The 15,834-nt window shown below is 64.2% G+C and carries 16 protein-coding genes and 1 pseudogene; 8 read left to right on the top strand and 9 right to left on the bottom strand.

The window, feature by feature from the left end; translation table 11 throughout:
* Positions 1–294: 294 nt before the first annotated feature.
* On the bottom strand, positions 295–915 hold the full coding sequence (locus J4P02_RS30160) for an HAD family hydrolase (protein WP_426197332.1): 621 nt from the start codon (positions 913–915) through the stop codon (positions 295–297).
* Between the two features lie 191 nt (positions 916–1,106).
* Between J4P02_RS30160 and J4P02_RS30155 the strand changes: the two genes are divergently transcribed.
* Positions 1,107–1,289, top strand: coding sequence for a DUF2188 domain-containing protein (locus tag J4P02_RS30155; RefSeq protein WP_426197330.1), 183 nt, complete (start codon positions 1,107–1,109; stop codon positions 1,287–1,289).
* Positions 1,290–1,611: 322 nt separating this feature from the next.
* Here J4P02_RS30155 and J4P02_RS30150 read toward each other — a convergent pair whose 3' ends face one another.
* The 5 genes from J4P02_RS30150 to J4P02_RS30130 all read right to left on the bottom strand — a co-directional run bounded on the left by J4P02_RS30150 (position 1,612) and on the right by J4P02_RS30130 (position 6,965).
* Positions 1,612–2,226, bottom strand: coding sequence for a hypothetical protein (locus J4P02_RS30150; RefSeq protein WP_426197328.1), 615 nt, complete (start codon positions 2,224–2,226; stop codon positions 1,612–1,614).
* 50 nt (positions 2,227–2,276) lie between these two features.
* Positions 2,277–2,882, bottom strand: a complete 606-nt coding sequence (locus J4P02_RS30145; RefSeq protein WP_426197326.1) for a hypothetical protein — start codon at positions 2,880–2,882, stop codon at positions 2,277–2,279.
* Positions 2,883–2,932: 50 nt separating this feature from the next.
* On the bottom strand, positions 2,933–3,343 hold the full coding sequence (locus J4P02_RS30140) for an LIC_13387 family protein (RefSeq protein ID WP_426197324.1): 411 nt from the start codon (positions 3,341–3,343) through the stop codon (positions 2,933–2,935).
* A gap of 124 nt (positions 3,344–3,467) precedes the next feature.
* The gene (locus J4P02_RS30135) at positions 3,468–5,240 is read right to left on the bottom strand and encodes an acyl-CoA dehydrogenase C-terminal domain-containing protein (RefSeq protein ID WP_426197322.1); all 1,773 of its coding nucleotides are present in this window, start codon (positions 5,238–5,240) and stop codon (positions 3,468–3,470) included.
* 102 nt (positions 5,241–5,342) lie between these two features.
* Complete coding sequence (locus J4P02_RS30130; protein ID WP_426197320.1) at positions 5,343–6,965, bottom strand: acyl-CoA synthetase; 1,623 nt, start codon at positions 6,963–6,965, stop codon at positions 5,343–5,345.
* A 340-nt stretch (positions 6,966–7,305) separates the two neighbouring features.
* On the opposite strand from J4P02_RS30130, the gene J4P02_RS30125 reads away from it, so the two are divergent.
* Positions 7,306–9,195 (top strand): PAS domain-containing sensor histidine kinase, encoded by a 1,890-nt coding sequence (locus J4P02_RS30125; protein ID WP_426197318.1) that lies wholly within the window; start codon positions 7,306–7,308, stop codon positions 9,193–9,195.
* Entirely contained in the window at positions 9,192–9,827 is a 636-nt protein-coding gene (locus tag J4P02_RS30120; RefSeq protein ID WP_426197316.1) for a response regulator transcription factor, read from the top strand. Before J4P02_RS30125 ends, J4P02_RS30120 begins: the two co-directional genes overlap by 4 nt.
* A gap of 3 nt (positions 9,828–9,830) precedes the next feature.
* On the opposite strand, the gene J4P02_RS30115 is transcribed toward J4P02_RS30120, so the two are convergent.
* Positions 9,831–10,427, bottom strand: a complete 597-nt coding sequence (locus tag J4P02_RS30115) for a TetR/AcrR family transcriptional regulator (protein ID WP_426197314.1) — start codon at positions 10,425–10,427, stop codon at positions 9,831–9,833.
* Entirely contained in the window at positions 10,420–11,271 is an 852-nt protein-coding gene (locus J4P02_RS30110; protein WP_426197312.1) for a 3-hydroxybutyryl-CoA dehydrogenase, read from the bottom strand. The genes J4P02_RS30115 and J4P02_RS30110 overlap by 8 nt, the downstream gene beginning before the upstream one ends.
* A gap of 171 nt (positions 11,272–11,442) precedes the next feature.
* On the opposite strand from J4P02_RS30110, the gene J4P02_RS30105 reads away from it, so the two are divergent.
* The 5 genes and pseudogenes from J4P02_RS30105 to J4P02_RS30085 all read left to right on the top strand — a co-directional run bounded on the left by J4P02_RS30105 (position 11,443) and on the right by J4P02_RS30085 (position 14,544).
* Positions 11,443–12,459, top strand: coding sequence for an AraC family transcriptional regulator (locus J4P02_RS30105; protein ID WP_426197310.1), 1,017 nt, complete (start codon positions 11,443–11,445; stop codon positions 12,457–12,459).
* Positions 12,460–12,613: 154 nt separating this feature from the next.
* Entirely contained in the window at positions 12,614–12,769 is a 156-nt protein-coding gene (locus J4P02_RS30100; RefSeq protein WP_426197336.1) for an RHS domain-containing protein, read from the top strand.
* A gap of 118 nt (positions 12,770–12,887) precedes the next feature.
* Positions 12,888–13,493: a hypothetical protein gene (locus tag J4P02_RS30095; protein WP_426197308.1), complete on the top strand. Its 606-nt coding sequence runs from the start codon at positions 12,888–12,890 to the stop codon at positions 13,491–13,493.
* 32 nt (positions 13,494–13,525) lie between these two features.
* A pseudogene (locus J4P02_RS30090) lies at positions 13,526–13,621 on the top strand (thiamine pyrophosphate-dependent enzyme); the annotation flags it as partial.
* A gap of 197 nt (positions 13,622–13,818) precedes the next feature.
* Entirely contained in the window at positions 13,819–14,544 is a 726-nt protein-coding gene (locus J4P02_RS30085) for a hypothetical protein (protein WP_426197334.1), read from the top strand.
* A gap of 96 nt (positions 14,545–14,640) precedes the next feature.
* Here the strand turns inward: J4P02_RS30085 and J4P02_RS30080 are convergent, their stop codons facing one another.
* Positions 14,641–15,660 (bottom strand): hypothetical protein, encoded by a 1,020-nt coding sequence (locus J4P02_RS30080; RefSeq protein ID WP_426197306.1) that lies wholly within the window; start codon positions 15,658–15,660, stop codon positions 14,641–14,643.
* Between the last annotated feature and the right edge of the window lie 174 nt (positions 15,661–15,834).

Below are 15,834 nucleotides of genomic sequence, written 5' to 3'. Positions count from 1 at the left end.
ACGATGGCCGCACGCAGGCATTGATCCGTGGGTAACCCGGCAGGACGCCGGGTTAGCCGCCCCAGGCCATGGATGGCCTGTGGCGGCGGCCCACGGATCAATGCCGGAGTGCGGGCATGCCGAGCCTAGGCGAGGCACCGAGTGGAGGGGCAAGACTTTTTGCTTACTTTTGTGTCGACTGACAAAAGTGAGCCGCTGTAAGAGCGGAACCAATAGCCGCAACACCCGCAGCAACGGATATGTACCCCAACCCCAACCCCAACCCCAACCCGAACCCGAACCCGAACCCCAACCTCAAACCACCCCCAACTCCCCCAACCGCCGCCGAGTCCCCCCCACCTCCACATGATGAATCGCCTCCCACCCCAACGCCGTCGCCGCAACAATATTCGGCTGATGGTCATCGATAAAGGCCAACTCATCAGGGGCAATATCCGGCAAATGCACCCGGATACGAGCCAAGGCCGTATGGAAAATCTCCGCATCCGGCTTGATCTGCCGCTCTTGCCCCGACACCACAATGTCGCGAAAACGCCGCAGGAACGGATAGTGCTCCCAGGCATAGGGAAAGGTTTCCTGGGACCAGTTGGTCAGCCCGAACAGCGGCACCTGCGCCTGGTGCAGCTCCTCCAGCAAGGCCACGCCTTCCTCCAGTGGGCCCTTGAGCATCTCCGGCCAGCGCCCGTAATAGGCCTCTATCAGTTGCGCATGCTGCGGAAACTCGGCCACCAGGCTGCGGGTCGCCTCGGCCAGGGGCCGGCCGGCATCCTGCAGGGTGTTCCAGGCCTGGGTGCAGACGTTGTCGAGGAACCACTGGCGACGCTCGGCGTCGGGGATCAGTTGGCGGTACAGGTGATGCGGGCTCCAGTCGAACAGCACGCCACCAAAGTCGAAAACCACGGCACGAATCGTCATCAGCACTTCCCTTTCTGCGGTTGTGGACCAGGGCGCCATCCTGCGACGCAGCGCGGCGCAATGCAATTTATCGGCGGCGAGGGTCGGCTCGGCATGGCCCCGATGCGCCGATACGCGGCACTCGCCAGGCACGGCGGCGGGTGTAAGGTAGACCGGCCAACCCCAGGCTCGCCGAGAATAAGGAGGTGTTTATGAGCAGGCCGCTGTTGAACAAGCTGCAGATCAACGGCTATCAGGTGTTGAGCGTCAACCACGGGCCCTGGAAGGTCTGTACCCCGGGCGACCGGCTGGCCAGTTTCGGTACCCGGGAAGAGGCCCTGGCCTTTGCCGCCGCCTTGCCCGCACGCCGGGAACGTCCGGCGCCCAGCCGGTAAAAAAATGCCCCGATGCGTTCGTAATGCCGTGTACTGAAGCGGCGAACGAAGAATGTGGCGAGGGAGCTTGCTCCCGCTTGATCGGCCGGCGCCTCGGGGCGCCGGCCGATCGCACAGCTTGGTGGCGCGCTATGTCTGAAAATCATCACTGGCTGTAGGTGGGGGCGCTGTGCACCCCGGCGGGAGCAAGCTCCCTCGCCACAAGGCAATGCAGTGCACTTGAGCTGGCGAACATGCCCAGTAAAAAACGGCGCTTCCTGATCTAGGGGATGCGCCGTTTTTTGATAAGTGAAGAGCATTACGGTGCGTTTGGGGCTTTTTGTCAGTCGACTATCACCCGCTCGTTGGGGTCATCCCCCAGGCACACGGTCAATTGCACGCCGGCCTTGTTGAAGGCGCAGTGCGGCAGGTTCTGCTGCTTGATAAGACTCAGCGGCGGGAGAATAAAGGCCGCCGCCAGGATCAGCGCCCACAGGGTCCGGATAAACAGCACGTCGACGCTTTCAGCGGCGGGCCCCGGGACCAGGCGCTTGCGCCAGTACAGGTACAGGCCGCTGAGGGTCAGCAGCGCGGCGATGCCGATCATGTAGTTCAGCTCCCAGTCCTGGGGGCTGAAGGCCCGGCTGCCGTCGGCATCGTCCGGGTAGCTGAGGCGCCACCACAGGCCCAGCAGCAGCGGCCCCAGGCCGGCCAGCAGCCAGGCCAGGCGCGCGCCGGGCATGCGGGTGAACAAGGCCAGGAGCAGGCCGATCAGGCACAGCACCCAGCCGAACAGGTACAGCTGGAAGCCCATGGCACCGCCGAACATCGTGCCGCTGACATCCCGCGGCTGCATCATCAGCACATCGCAGCACAGCATCACCGACAGCGGTACGGCGACCACAATCCAGCACAGGGGGCGATACAGCCATAACCACAGGGCAAACAGGCGAGACATAGACACACTCATCAAGGAAGGGAAAAAGGTGCAAGCATTCAGGGCAAGGCTCAGTCGACAATCACCCGCGTGCCCGGGCCCAGGCACAGGCTCAATTGCTCGCCGGCCTTGTTGAAGGCGCAGTAGGGCAGGGGCTTGCGGGTGATGGCCTGCAGCGGCGGGAGGATAAAGGCCGTGGCCAGCACCAGCGCCCAGAGGCTGCGCAGTGACAGCTGGCGGCGATGGGTGATCGGGCGCGGCTCGAGCCGGCGCTGACGGAACAGGTAGACACCGCTGTAAACCAGGGCGAAACCGAAGACCATCACATAGTCCAGCTCCCGGGCCTGGATGCTGAAGATCAGGTTGCCGTCGAAATCGTCCGGGTAGTTGATCCGCCACCACAGGCCCAGCAGCAACTGCACCAGCCCGCCGACGATCCACGCCAGGCGCGCGCCGGGCACCCGGGTCAGCACCGCCAGGCCCAGGCCGAGCACGCTCAAGGCCCAGCCGCCCAGGTACATGAAGAACCCGATGGAACCGCCGAACAGGGTGCCGCCGACTTCCCGGGGCACGATCAGTTGCAGGTTGCAGTGGGTCATGGTGGCCAGCGGCGCGGCCACGGCAATCCAGCACAGCGGGTGGTAGAGCCGGGAGCAGAGGGTATACAGGCGGGACATGAAGGGACTCGAAAAAAACACGGCGGATAAGAGGGGATGGCGGGCGGGCTTCAAGCGCACAGCAAGCCGCTGGCCACCGCGAACAGCAGCAGGGCGATGCTGATGCCCAGCAATGGAATGCGGAACCAGTAACGCAGCGCCAGCAGCCACATACCGGCGAGAAAGCCCAGGCCAATCACCAGTAGGCCGCGGGCTTGCTGCAGCAGCGCCGGGTGCCGCCAGGCCAGGTAGCCGTAGACCAGGCCGAACAGCATGGCTCCCAGGCTGTGGCTGGCATTGAAGCCGACCCAGGCGCGCCACAGGCTGGTCTGGCGGGTGATGATTGGCGACACCTGGCGCATGCGTTCGGCCAGCGCCGGGTCACGGGGCTGGAACTTGTCGCTGGCGAAGGTATAGAACAAGTGCAGGCTGCCGAGCAGCAGCAGGATCGCGGCACTGGCGATGATCAGGGCGAGGGCCAACAGGTTTCTTCCTTGGGTACTGTCAGGGTGCGCGGAGTATGCCGGGCCGCCCGGGGTTTTGCACCTGCGGGCGGTGGTTTTTTCGCGGCACGGGGCAGGGTGCGTGGCACCCCGCCCGAGGCCCTCAGAATTGCTCGGCGTCGAGGCCGAACAGCGGTGAGCTGCCGGCGCGGATGCTCTGTTCCAGGCCCAGGATGCGCGGCAGCAGGCGGCTGAAATAGAAGCGCGCAGTGGCCAGTTTGGCGCCGTAGAAACCTTCGTCCTCGGCGCGCTTGTGCTCGGCCACCTGGGCCATGCGCGCCCACAGGTAGGCGTAGGCCACATGGCCGAACAGCTGCAGGTATTCGACGCAGGCGCTGCCCACTGCATTGGGGTTCTGCACCGCCTGCTCGCGCAGCCAGTCGCTGAGGTCTTCAAGGCGCTGCACCGCATCCAGCAGCTCGGCGGCGTAGGCGGCGCCGGGCAGGTAGGCGTAGTCGCGGATCTCACCGGTGAACAGGCGCAAGGCCACGCCGCCGTTGCCCACCACCTTGCGCCCCAAAAGGTCGAGGGCCTGGATGCCGTTGGTGCCTTCGTAGATCTGCGCGATGCGCACGTCGCGCACCAACTGCTCCTGGCCCCATTCGCGAATATAGCCGTGGCCGCCGAACACCTGCTGGCCGAGCACGCAGCTGTCCAGGCCGGTGTCGGTGAAGAAGGCCTTGGCCACCGGGGTCAGCAGCGCCACCAGGGCTTCGGCGTTGTGTCGCTCGTGTGGCTGGTCGGCGAACTTGGCCAGGTCCAGCTGCTGCCCGACATAGCTGGCAAAGGCCCGGCCGCCCTCGGTCATGGCCTTCATGGTCAGCAGCATGCGTCGCACATCGGGGTGGTGGATGATCGGGTCGGCGACCTGGTCCTTGGCCACCGGGCCCGACGGCGCGCGGCTCTGCAGGCGCTCGCGGGCGTAGGTGCGGGCGTTCTGGTAGGAGTTCTCGGCGCAGCCGATGCCCTGGATACCAATCGACAGGCGCTCGTAGTTCATCATGGTGAACATCGCCGCCAGGCCCTTGTTGGCCTCGCCGATCAGCCAGCCGGTGGCGCCGTCGAAATTCAGCACACAGGTGGCTGAGGCCTTGATGCCCATCTTGTGCTCGATGGAACCGCAGCTCACCGCATTGGTGGCGCCCAGCTGGCCATTGGCATCGACCTGGATCTTCGGTACCAGGAACAGCGAGATGCCCTTGGGCCCGGCGGGGGCGTCCGGCAGCTTGGCCAGCACCAGGTGGATGATGTTCTCGGTCAGGTCCTGCTCGCCGCCGGTGATGAAGATCTTGCTGCCGCTGATGCGGTAGCTGCCGTCGGCCTGGGGTTCGGCGCGGGTGCGGATAATCCCCAGGTCGGTGCCGGCATGGGCCTCGGTGAGGCACATGGAGCCGGCCCAGCGGCCTTCGTACATCGGCGGCAGGTAGCGCTGCTTGAGCGCCTCGCTGGCGTGGGCATCGATGGCCAGGCAGGCCCCGGAGCTCAGGGCCGAGTACAGGGCAAAGCTGGAATTGGCGGCGTAGAGCATTTCCTCGAACTGCACCGCGAGCATCTTCGGCATGCCCATGCCGCCGTAGGCCGGGTTGCCGCTCAGGCCCACCCAGCCACCCTGGATATAGGTGCTGTAGGCCTCCTTGAAACCTGCCGGGGTGCGTACCTGCCCGGCGTGCCAGGTGGCGCCTTCCTCGTCGCCGCTGCGGTTGAGCGGGGCGATCAGGTAGGCGGTGACCTTGGCGGCTTCTTCGAGAATCGCATCGGCGGTGTCGCCGTCCACGGTGTCGGCCAGGGCCGGCAGGCGCGCCCAGAGCTTGGGCGCATTGAACACTTCATGCAGGACAAAGCGCATATCGCGCAGGGGAGCGTTGAATTCGGGCATTGCACAAACCTCGGGCAAAGGTGGAGGTTGAACGGCCGTGGCCGCATGAATCAAAAACCCAGACCCCGCCAGCTCCTACGGGGCAGGGTAGGTGTATTCAGGCTAGAGGTTTTTCGCCATCTCGCGCAGGACGAACTTCTGGATCTTGCCGGTGGAGGTCTTGGGCAGCGTGCTGAAGACCACGCTGCGCGGCACCTTGAAGCCGGCCAGGTGTTCGCGGCAGAAGGCGATGATCTCGGCTTCGCGCACCTGCTGGTGATCGGCCTTGAGGGTGATGAAGGCGCAGGGCGTCTCGCCCCATTTCTCATCGGGGCGGGCCACCACGGCCGCTTCCAGCACCGCCGGGTGGCGATAGAGCACGCCCTCCAGTTCGATGGTGGAGATGTTCTCGCCACCGGAAATGATGATGTCCTTGAGCCGGTCGCGGATCTCCACGTAGCCGTCCGGGTGGGTCACCCCCAGGTCGCCGGTGTGGAACCAGCCGCCCTCGAAGGCCTCGGCCGTGGCCGTGGGGTTCTTCAGGTAACCCTTCATCACGGTGTTGCCGCGCATGAAGATCTCGCCGATGGTCTGGCCGTCCCGCGGGGTCGGCTCCAGGGTTTTCGGGTCGGCCACCATCACCCCTTCCAGGGTCGGGTAGCGCACGCCCTGGCGCGACTTGATCTGCGCCCGCTGCTCCAGGGGCAACTCATCCCAGGCCGCGTGCCAGGCGCACAGGGTCACTGGGCCGTAGACCTCGGTCAGGCCGTAGACGTGGGTCACCTGGATGCCCATTTGCTCCACCGCGCCAATCACCTTGGCCGGTGGTGCGGCCCCGGCCACCATGGCCTTGACCGGGTGGTCGATGGCCGCCTTGGCCGCTTCCGGCATGTTCACCAGGGCATTGAGCACGATGGGCGCGCCGCACAGGTGGCTGACCTGATGCTCGCGAATCAGGTTGAGGATCTTCTGCGGGTCGACCCGGCGCAGGAACACATGCACCCCGGCCAGGGCGGTCACGGTCCAGGGGTAGCACCAGCCGTTGCAGTGGAACATCGGCAGGGTCCACAGGTACACCGGGTGGTTGCCCATGGCCCAGGTCATCTGGTTGCCCAGCGAGTTGAGGTAGGCGCCGCGGTGGTGGTAGACCACGCCCTTGGGGTTGCCGGTGGTGCCCGAGGTGTAGTTCAGGGCGATGGCCTGCCACTCGTCCTCCGGCCACTGCCAGGCAAATTCCGGGTCGCCCTCGGCCAGGAAGGCCTCGTAGTCCAGCTCGCTGACTGGCTGGCCTTCGCCGTATTCCGGGTCGTCGAGGTCGATCACCAGCGGCGGGTGGTCGAGCATGGCCAGGGCGGCGTGGATCACCTCGTGGAACTCGCGGTCGGCGATCAGCACCTTGGCCTCGCCGTGGGCCAGCATAAAGGCGATGGCCTCGGCATCCAGGCGCACATTGAGGGCATTGAGCACGGCGCCGATCATCGGCACGCCGAAGTGCGCCTCGAGCATCGCCGGAATATTCGGCAGCATCACCGCCACCGTGTCGTTCTTGCCGATGCCGCGCCCGGCCAGGGCCGAGGCCAGGCGCCGGCAGCGGCTGTAGGTGTGGGCCCAGGTGCGACGGATCGAACCGTGGATCACCGCCGGGTAGTCGGGGTAAACCGCAGCGGTGCGCTCGATGAAGCTCAAGGGGGAGAGGGCGATATGGTTGACGGCAGACGGCGCCAGGCCTTGCTCGTAGATGGACATGGTTCGGGTACCCGGTGGCTGATTATTAGCTCTATTGGCCGAGGCTTGCGTTGCGCGGGCTGCCTAGCTGATGCGCTCTGGTTGACGTAGGAGCGGGCTTGCCCGCGAAGGCGATCTCAAGAACATCTTTGCCCGCGAAGGCGATCTCGCGGGCCCCTTCGCTGGCAAGCCAGCTCCTACGGTTAGGCGTTTCATGCAGGTAGGCAGCAACCCAGCGAAAGCTCGGTGACTTATCCGGGGGCTTTTATATACTGTTTGCCGATTGATATGGAAGTACTACCTGAGTTGTATAGTAGTTGTACTATATTGTTTTATCGCCCTGGCTCGAGACCGATCCACCATGCCCGATTCCACTCACCTGAGCCGCTGGCTGCAGTTGCAGCGCCAAGGCCAATTGCCGGATTCGCCCTGGCTGGGCCATGACCCGCAACCCAGCCTGTTGCTGGACGCCGAGGCGCGGCCGTTGGACCTTAACCCGGCGTTGCGCCAGTGGCTGGACAGCACGGCAAACGGCGCTGTCGCGGCGTTGCTGCCGGTCAATCACCCGGCCCTGGTGCGCGCCTGCCTGGAGCAGCAGCGGGCCATCGAGCAGGTGGAGGCCCAGTGGGGCGAACGCATCCTGCTGTGGAGCTTTATCCCCGACCCGCTGCATCAACGGGTGCTGGCGCGCTGCCAGGAAGCCACCGCCCAGGTGCTGGCCGAGCGCGAGTCGGCCAAGGCTCGGCGCCTGTACCGGCTGATCACCGAGAACACCACCGACCTGATTTCCCGGCACAGCCCGGACGGCACCTTCCTCGATGCCTCGCCGGCCTCCTGGACCCTGCTCGGCTACTGGCCCGAGCAACTGCGTGGGCGTCTGGCCCGCAGCCTGTTCCACCATCAGGACCTGGCCGGGTTGATGCAGCGCACCCAGGACGCCCTGGAGCAGGACGGCTACCACACCATGACCTACCGCATCCGCCATCGCGACGGCCATTACCTGTGGTTCGAAACCGCCTGCCGCGGCATCCGCGACACCTATACCGGCACCGTAGTGGAAGTGGTGGCGGTGTCCCGCGACATCACCGCCCGGGTCCAGGCCGAAGAGAACAAGCGGCGGCTGGCGGAAGTGGTGGAGGCCAACCCCGACCCGGTGCTGTTTATCCGGCCCGGCGGCGCGGTGACCTACCTCAACCCGGCGGCCCGGCGCACCCTGGGTCTTGGTAGCGGGCAGGCGATGCCGGAGCTGGCGGCGATCCTCAGCCAGGAGGTGCTGCAGAGCCTGCAACACCAAGGCTGGAACGCTGCCGAGCGCAGCGGCCGCTGGAGCATCGAGACCCGCCTGCAACCGCCGGCCGGTGGCGCCTCGGTGCCGGTGTCGCTGATGCTCCTGGCCCACCGCGCCGCCAGTGGCGAGCGCTTCTATTCCCTGGTGGCCCACGACCAGAGCGAGCGCGAGCTGCGCGAAGCCCAGCAGCGCCACCACCAGGACGAACTGGCGCACACCGCGCGGCTGGTGACCCTGGGGGAACTGGCCTCCGGTATCGCCCACGAGATCAACCAGCCGCTGGCGGCGGTGGTCAATTACGCCAACGCCAGCCAGCGGTACCTGCAAGCCCTGGACAACCCCCCCGAGGCGGCGCGCAAGGTGGCCCAGGGCCTGGAACGGATCGCCGAACAAGCGACCCATGCCGCCGAGGTGATCAAGCGCCTGCGGGCCTTCCTGCGCAAGGGCGGGCGCCGGGTGCAGGCCCTGGACATCGCCGAGGTGGCCCGGGAAACCGTGCGCCTGTGTGCCTGGGAAGCCCAGGCCAGCCAGGTGGCGATCGATTTGCGCCTGGCGGATAATCTGCCGCCGGTGTACGCCGACCGGGTGCTGCTGGAGCAGGTGCTGCTGAACCTGCTGCGCAACGCCATCGAGGCCAATCGCGAGGTGCATGGGCCCCAGGGCTCGCAGATCATCCTGCAGACCCAGGCCAGCGCCGAGGGCGGGGTGCAGGTCAGCGTCAGCGACCAGGGGCCGGGGGTCTCGGCCGAGCAACTGCCGCAGCTGTTCACCCCGTTCTACACCAGCAAGGCCAACGGCCTGGGGCTCGGGCTGTCGATGAGCCGCAGCATTGTCGAAGGCTTTGGCGGCGACTTGCAGGCCCGGCCCCAGGACCGTGGCTTGATGATGTGCTGCCATCTGCCCGCCATGGCCCCGGCCGATCCCGATGCAACTTCCCACTCGACCACAGGAGCAAGGCAATGACCCGCGAGGCGCAGCAGTTGGTGTACGTAGTCGACGATGATCCGGGCATGCTCGACTCCACCGTCTGGCTGCTGGAATCGGTGGGCCTCAAGGCGCTGCCGTTCACCAGTGGCCGGGAGTTCCTGGAACACTGCGACCCCAGCCTCAACGCCTGCGTGCTGCTGGATGTACGCATGCCCGGCGTGGGCGGGCTGAACGTGCAGGAGGAAATGCGCCAGCGCGATATCCGCCTGCCGCTGATCTTTGTCAGCGGCCATGCCGACGTGCCCATCGTGGTGCGGGCGTTCAAGGCCGGGGCGGTGGATTTCATCGAAAAGCCCTACAACGAGCAACTGCTGCTGGACAGCGTGCAGCAGGCCCTGAGCCGCGCCGACCAGGACCAAGGCCAGAGCGCCGGGCAGGCCCGGGTGCAAGCGTTGCTGCAAAGCCTGACGCCACGGGAGAAGGACGTGTTGCTGCCACTGGTGCAGGGCTACAGCAACCGTGAAATCGCCGAGCAACTGGGGGTCAGCGTGAAGACCATCGACCTGTATCGCTCACGGGTGATGAAGCGCATGCAGGCCGAACACCTGCCGGAACTGGTGGGCATGGCCATCGCCGCCGGCCTGGTGGACCCACTGCAACTGCGCTGAGGCTCAGGCCACCGCACGGTGCCCCGGGGCACCGCCCAGCAGCCGCTCGATGGCGCCGCTCAGCAGGTTCTCCAGCAGGGTTTCCCGTTCAGGTTCGGCCAGGGGCTGCTCGCTGAACCAGCTGGGGGCGCTGTTCAGCAGGTTGGCCAGGGCATGGGCGGCGGCGCGCTGCGCCTGCGGCCCCAGGCCGGGCGGGGTGCCCAGCAGGAGCAGCAGTTGCTGTTCGTAGCGCTCGCGCAATTGCCCGACCCGCCGTTGCTGGTCAGGGTTGAGGCAGCCACTGTCGCGTTCCACCAGGCGAAAATGCCGTGGCATTTCCCGGTGCAGCTTCAGGTGGGCGCGGATCAGCGCCGGCAGGCAGTCGCCCTGCAACTTGCGCCGCTGCAGGCGCTTGAGGGTGCTGTGCAGCTCATCGAAGAACTCTTCGATCAGGTCCAGCAGCAAGTGCTGCTTGCTCGGGTAGTGGTGGTACAACGAGCCCGGGGTCAGCCCCAGGTGGCTCGCCAGCTCACGCATGCCGACCTGGCCGAAGCCCTTGCTGGCGAACAGCTCCAGGGCCTTGTCGCGGCTCTCGGCAAAGCGTGAGCAGCGCTCAGCCATAGGTATGGAAACCCCGCCCGGTCTTGCGCCCCAGGTAGCCGGCGGCAACCATTTCCTTGAGCAGCGGCGCGGGGCGGTACTTGCTGTCGTTGAAGCCGTCGTAGAAGGCCTGGAGGATCGCCAGCAGGGTATCGAGGCCGATCAGGTCGGCCAGGGCCAGCGGGCCGATGGGCTGGTTGCAGCCCAGGCGCATGCCGGCGTCGATGTCCTCGGCGCTGGCCAGGCCTTCCTGGAACACCAGGATTGCTTCGTTGATCATCGGCACCAGGATGCGGTTGACCACGAAACCCGGGCGGTTGCCGGCGGTGATTGCGGTCTTGCCCAGGCGCTGGGCCATATTCATGGCCAGGGCGTGGGTCGCGTCGCTGGTCTGCAGGCCGCGAATCACTTCGATCAGGCCCATCACCGGCACCGGGTTGAAGAAGTGCAGGCCGATGAAACGCTCGGGGGCGCTGACGCTGGCGGCCAGCTGGGTGATCGACAGCGACGAGGTGTTGGAGGCGATCACGCATTCAGGGCTGACCTGGGCGGCGATCTGTTGCAGCACCTTGAGCTTGAGGTCGAGGTTCTCGGTGGCGGCTTCGATCACCAGCTGCGCGTCCTTGAGCACGCTGTAGTCGGTGCTGATGCGGATTTTTCCCAGGGCGACGCGCTTGTCGTCTTCGCTCAAGGCGCCCTTGCTCACCTGCCGGTCGAGGTTCTTGCCGATGGTGGCCAGGGCCTTTTCCAGGGCGCCCTGGGCAATGTCCAGCAGGGTCACGTCAAAGCCCGCCTGGGCGCAGACCTGGGCAATGCCGTTGCCCATGGTGCCGGCGCCGATCACCCCGATATTCGCAAGATTCATCTTCAGCTCTTCCTTTGTTCATTGCCTTCGCGGAGCATGGCGCGGTTGCCTGGCTCGGCGCGTTATCCAGCGCGAGTCTAGAGCCCGACACCCTGGCCGGCCTATGCCGAAAGCGGTCAAGGGTGCTGGCGTTTTTTGCCATAGGTCCAGCTTCGGGAGCACAGCCTCTACATGCGTGAAACGGATTCGGTCGCGGTCTACTTTGTGCGGGTGATGACCCACTCCCTGCGTGAGCAGCCGGCGCGCCTGGCGGCGGTGCTGAGCGAGGCGGGGATCGACCCGGCGCTGCTCGAGCAGCCCCGGGCGCGGGTGCCCGGCAGCGCCTTTGCGGCGCTGTGGCTGATCCAGATTCGCGAGTTGCAGGACGAGTTCTTCCAGCTCGATTCTCGTGGCCTGCCGCCAGGAGCCTTTGCTCTGATTTGCCGCGGGCTGATCCAGGAACCCAACCTGGAAAAGGCCCTGCGCCAGTGCCTGAACAACTTCGGCCTGTTCCTCGGCGAGGTGGGCGCCAGCCTCAGCGTGCGCGGCAAGCGCGCGCTGATCAGCCTTGAAAGCCGCTGCACCGACCCGTTGCGCAGCCATTACGCCGAGGAAACCCTGCTGGTGCTGATCATCAGCCTGCTGTGCTGGCTCGGCGGGCGGCGGATTCCCATCGACCGCGCCGAGTTTCGCCATTCACGCCTGAGCCTCAGCGACGACCCGCTGCTGTGGGGCAGCAACCTGAGCTGGAACGCCGGGCGCACCGAGATCGAATTCGCCAGCCGCTTCTTGCGCCTGCCGGTGGTCCAGGATTTGGCCTCGCTCAAGGTGTTCCTGCGCAGCGCGCCGCAATGGCTGGTGATCCGCTTTCGCAACCCGCACGGGCTCACGGCGCGGGTGCACCAGCGCCTGCGGGGCAGCCACTACAGCCAATGGCCGACCCTGGAAGCCTTTGCCGGGGAAGTGCAGATGAGCGCCAGTACCCTGCGCCGCCGCCTGGAGCGCGAGGGCGGTTCCTACCAGGAAATCAAGGATGAAGTGCGCCGCGGCGTGGCGGTGGAACTGCTGCGGCGCACCTGCGTCAGCATCAGCGAGATTGCCGAGCTCACCGGTTTCCAGGAGCCCAGCGCCTTCCACCGCGCGTTCAAGAAATGGACCGGCGAAAGCCCCGGGCGCTATCGCGCGCGTTTCCAGCCCGCGCCTGCCTGATTCCACGACATCCCGGCTTCTACGGATTTCGTCCCGTCACACAGCCCCTCGTAGGAGCTGGCTTGCCAGCGAAGGCGCCCGCAAGATCACCGCCCCATCCAAGGGCCTGTTCGCCGGCAAAGCGGCTCCTAGGGTCGGTGTGGATTAGGCCGGGCTGCTGCACCCGGCGACACAGGGTGGCGCGGGAAATGCCCAGGGCCTTGGTCGCACCGACCAGATCGGCACGCCGCAGGCAATGACCGATGCCGAAGGGCATGTGGTGTGGTGTGTGTATTACAAGGCGTGGGGTGGATTGATCCTTGGGGGTTGAGTTGCTCTACTGATGCGAAGTTGAGGGACGTCTCTGCGACCGGGACTATTGGGGATTGATCATCGTCGTATGTAAACGTGAATAAGTCAGAAACTTGTTTGATAGGAAGGGTGTGCTTATGAATGAGTTTCAAGAACTCGAAAGGCAATTTTACGAAATTCAGCCTAAGTCTGATAACTATCTTAGAGAGTTTTTAAGTAATGCTAAGGTGGAAGTGGTACGAAAGATAATAAGTAAAGGGGCTTTGTTTAATCTGAGGCTATTTGAAATTCAGCGAGCTGGATTTGAAGTGGGTAAAGAGTTGAAGGTGCTCCCTAAATCTATAAAGAATACTCATGTATATTATTTCGATGGTGATGATAAAGTTGTAATGATGGAGGTCTATGGGCAGTCCGAATCTGTTGTAAATAAAGAGTTTTTCTTCTATGGAGAGGGCAGGATTAAAAGCATGTACTTTGATAGTGGCGGGGCAGTGAGGAATATAGCCACTAGTACTGTGGTTGATGGAAAGGTTTTGCAAGATGTTAATTTTGGGAAGTATGGTTGTAGTGTCTCTGACTATCTATACGAAGATGCTGAGTTAAAGTCTATATCTGTTAGGCAAAAACAGCATGATCAAGAGGTGTTTTCGACGTACCAAGTTCTTTTTGAATATTTGGACGGAAAGGTAGTCAAGGTTGTTAATCTGTTCCCTAATGGCTATCAAGAGTTGCGCTATCCATAGGTGCGTGATGGGTCTAAGGCGCCAACGGCATCGAAGGCGCGGTGCTCAAGGCTATGAACATGGCCTCGGTGTGGAACCTGCCGTGCCTGTTCATTGCCCAGAACAACGGCTACGCCGAGGCCACGGCGAATCGGCCAAGGCCCCGCAGCGCGGCGACCTGGATGAAATGAGCGAAGTGCTGCTGGCGCTGCTGGATCACCTGGACATCGCGGCCATCGCACTTTTTTACAGTTTTGCGTTCTATCACCAGGCCTGGCCGCGCCGATCCCCGATGCAGCCCGTGAATTTCGACCCGGTGCCGATGGCCTACGCTCCCTCTTCTTGCATGATGCAAACCCGACTTCAGCGCCTGATTCTGGCGGCGCTACTGATGCTCAGCGCCTCAGCCTGCACCCAGCAGCAGGGGCGTGATATCGCCAAACAGTTTCGTGACGGCAAGCCCGACGAATTCTTCCAGACCAGCGTCGATCGCATGGCCACCATCGGCATGCGCGACAACCTGCAGAGCCTGTACCTGCTGATGGGCAAGCTCTACCTGCGCAACCCCAGCCAATGGCGCAAATCGGGCTACCCCGATGGCACCACGGCCCAGCGGCAGATTCGCAACGCCATCGAGCAACGCCAGTCGTTGCCGGCCCTGGGGGATCGTCGTGACTTGGCGGCCTTGAGCTACTCCCTGAGCCCGGAGTTCCAGGGGGATCGGGTGGGGGCCTTTATCTTTGCCATCGGCAGCATGCTGGTAACGGCCCATGGCGGGCGCACCGAGTTCTACATGACCGATAGCATCGACCCGCAATTCATCAGCAACGCCGCGCGCAATATCGAGAAAGCCACCTGGCTGCTGAGCCAGCGCCAGGATGCCAATGGGGTGTTGTTGCTGTTCTCCAATGAAATTTCCGAGGAGGGCAGCAACCTGAGTTTTGCCGTGGAGTTCGGCAAGATCGTGGCGCGCCTGGATCTGCTGACGCAGATCCTCGATGAGCGCTACCGGCGGGTGGGGTTCAACTATGCGCAGAGCTTGCTGCTGATGAATTTCCTGCCGGTGCAGTAGGGGAGCAGAGCACTCAGCTTGGGGCCAGGGAGCTTGCTCCCGCTCAGGCCCAGGCACCCGCTGAACCCGCTATGGGAACACCACCCCTTGCAAGCTTCAGCGTTGCTCCGCCAGGTCCTGTTGCTCGGGTTCCAGGCGTTGCATAGAGACTTGGGTCATCAGGGTGTTGGAGAAGTGCAGCTTGCCGGCTCTGGGGTTATCGACGATCGATGTGGTGTTGCGGGCGATGTTGAAGTCCGCCTGTTCCAGCCACGAGCGCAATGTTCCGGAGTAACTGAAGCTGTAGTAACCGTTATCTGATTTACGCAAGCCGCTGCTGCTGTAGATGACCCTGGGCGTCGAGTGCAGGTCGTGCACCTTTGCAGTGAACTCCAGGGTCTGTTTCTCGCCATTGACCCCGCAGGCCTGCTGCCATTGCGTGGCGTTGTCCTGCAGGGGCTGTTCACGGCCTGGCAGCATCAGGCACAACAGCAGTTCGAGGTCCTGGGGGGCGAGCACGTTGAGCGTACCCAGCAACTCTTGCTCCTGATCGGCGCGCTCTTTGGGTTTGAGCTTTTCCAGCGATGGTTGCAAGCGCGCAAGGTCCAGGTAGTTGTCCAGTTGGGCGAAGCTGCCATCGGGGTTGAGGCGAACCTGAAAGCGTTGTTCGGTCAATGCCCTGAAGATCTGCAGCGTTTTGTTGTAGGGGTGATCGGGGGAGGCCAATCCGGGATGCACCAGTTCGTACTCCAGTTCGGCGCTGTCCTGCATCGTCACTTCCGGTTCGCGGGTGTCGAGGGTGAACGCCAGTGGCCCGGCGGACTCCTGTATCTGCACGCGGGTGATCTGTCCTTGCAACCACAACTGCCCGTCGGTTTGTGGCTTGAGGTCCAGGCTCAGGTCGAACGTCAGGGTGCCGCCATTTTTCCTCGAGCCGCGGTCCAGGGTGCTCTTGGACTCACTGTGCATCTGCACCAGGGCTTGATACTCGGTATGGGTGGCGTGTGGGTCGAGCGCTGGCAAGGCGACTATCGGTGGTGGCGGTGGCGGAGGGGCATCGTCACAGGCGCTGAGCAGGCTCAGGCAAACAAGTGTCAGGCCCAGGCGCTGAACGAGGGGGAAACGAGGGGGCAGCATTGATAAAAATCCTTTTTTGGGCACTGAGGTGGAGCCGATTGCCTGGCCGGGGGGGTGGCCAAAGTGGGGGGCGGCATTTTAGGGATTTGTAGAGGGTGTCGCCAAGGGGGGACGGGGTACATATCCGTTGCTGCGGGTGTGGCGGCTATTGGTTTCGCTCTTACAGCGAGTCCC

The organism is Pseudomonas sp. NFXW11 (assembly GCF_049887815.1).
Taxonomy (GTDB): Bacteria; Pseudomonadota; Gammaproteobacteria; order Pseudomonadales; family Pseudomonadaceae; genus Aquipseudomonas.
This window is presented reverse-complemented; position numbering and strand designations above follow the sequence as displayed.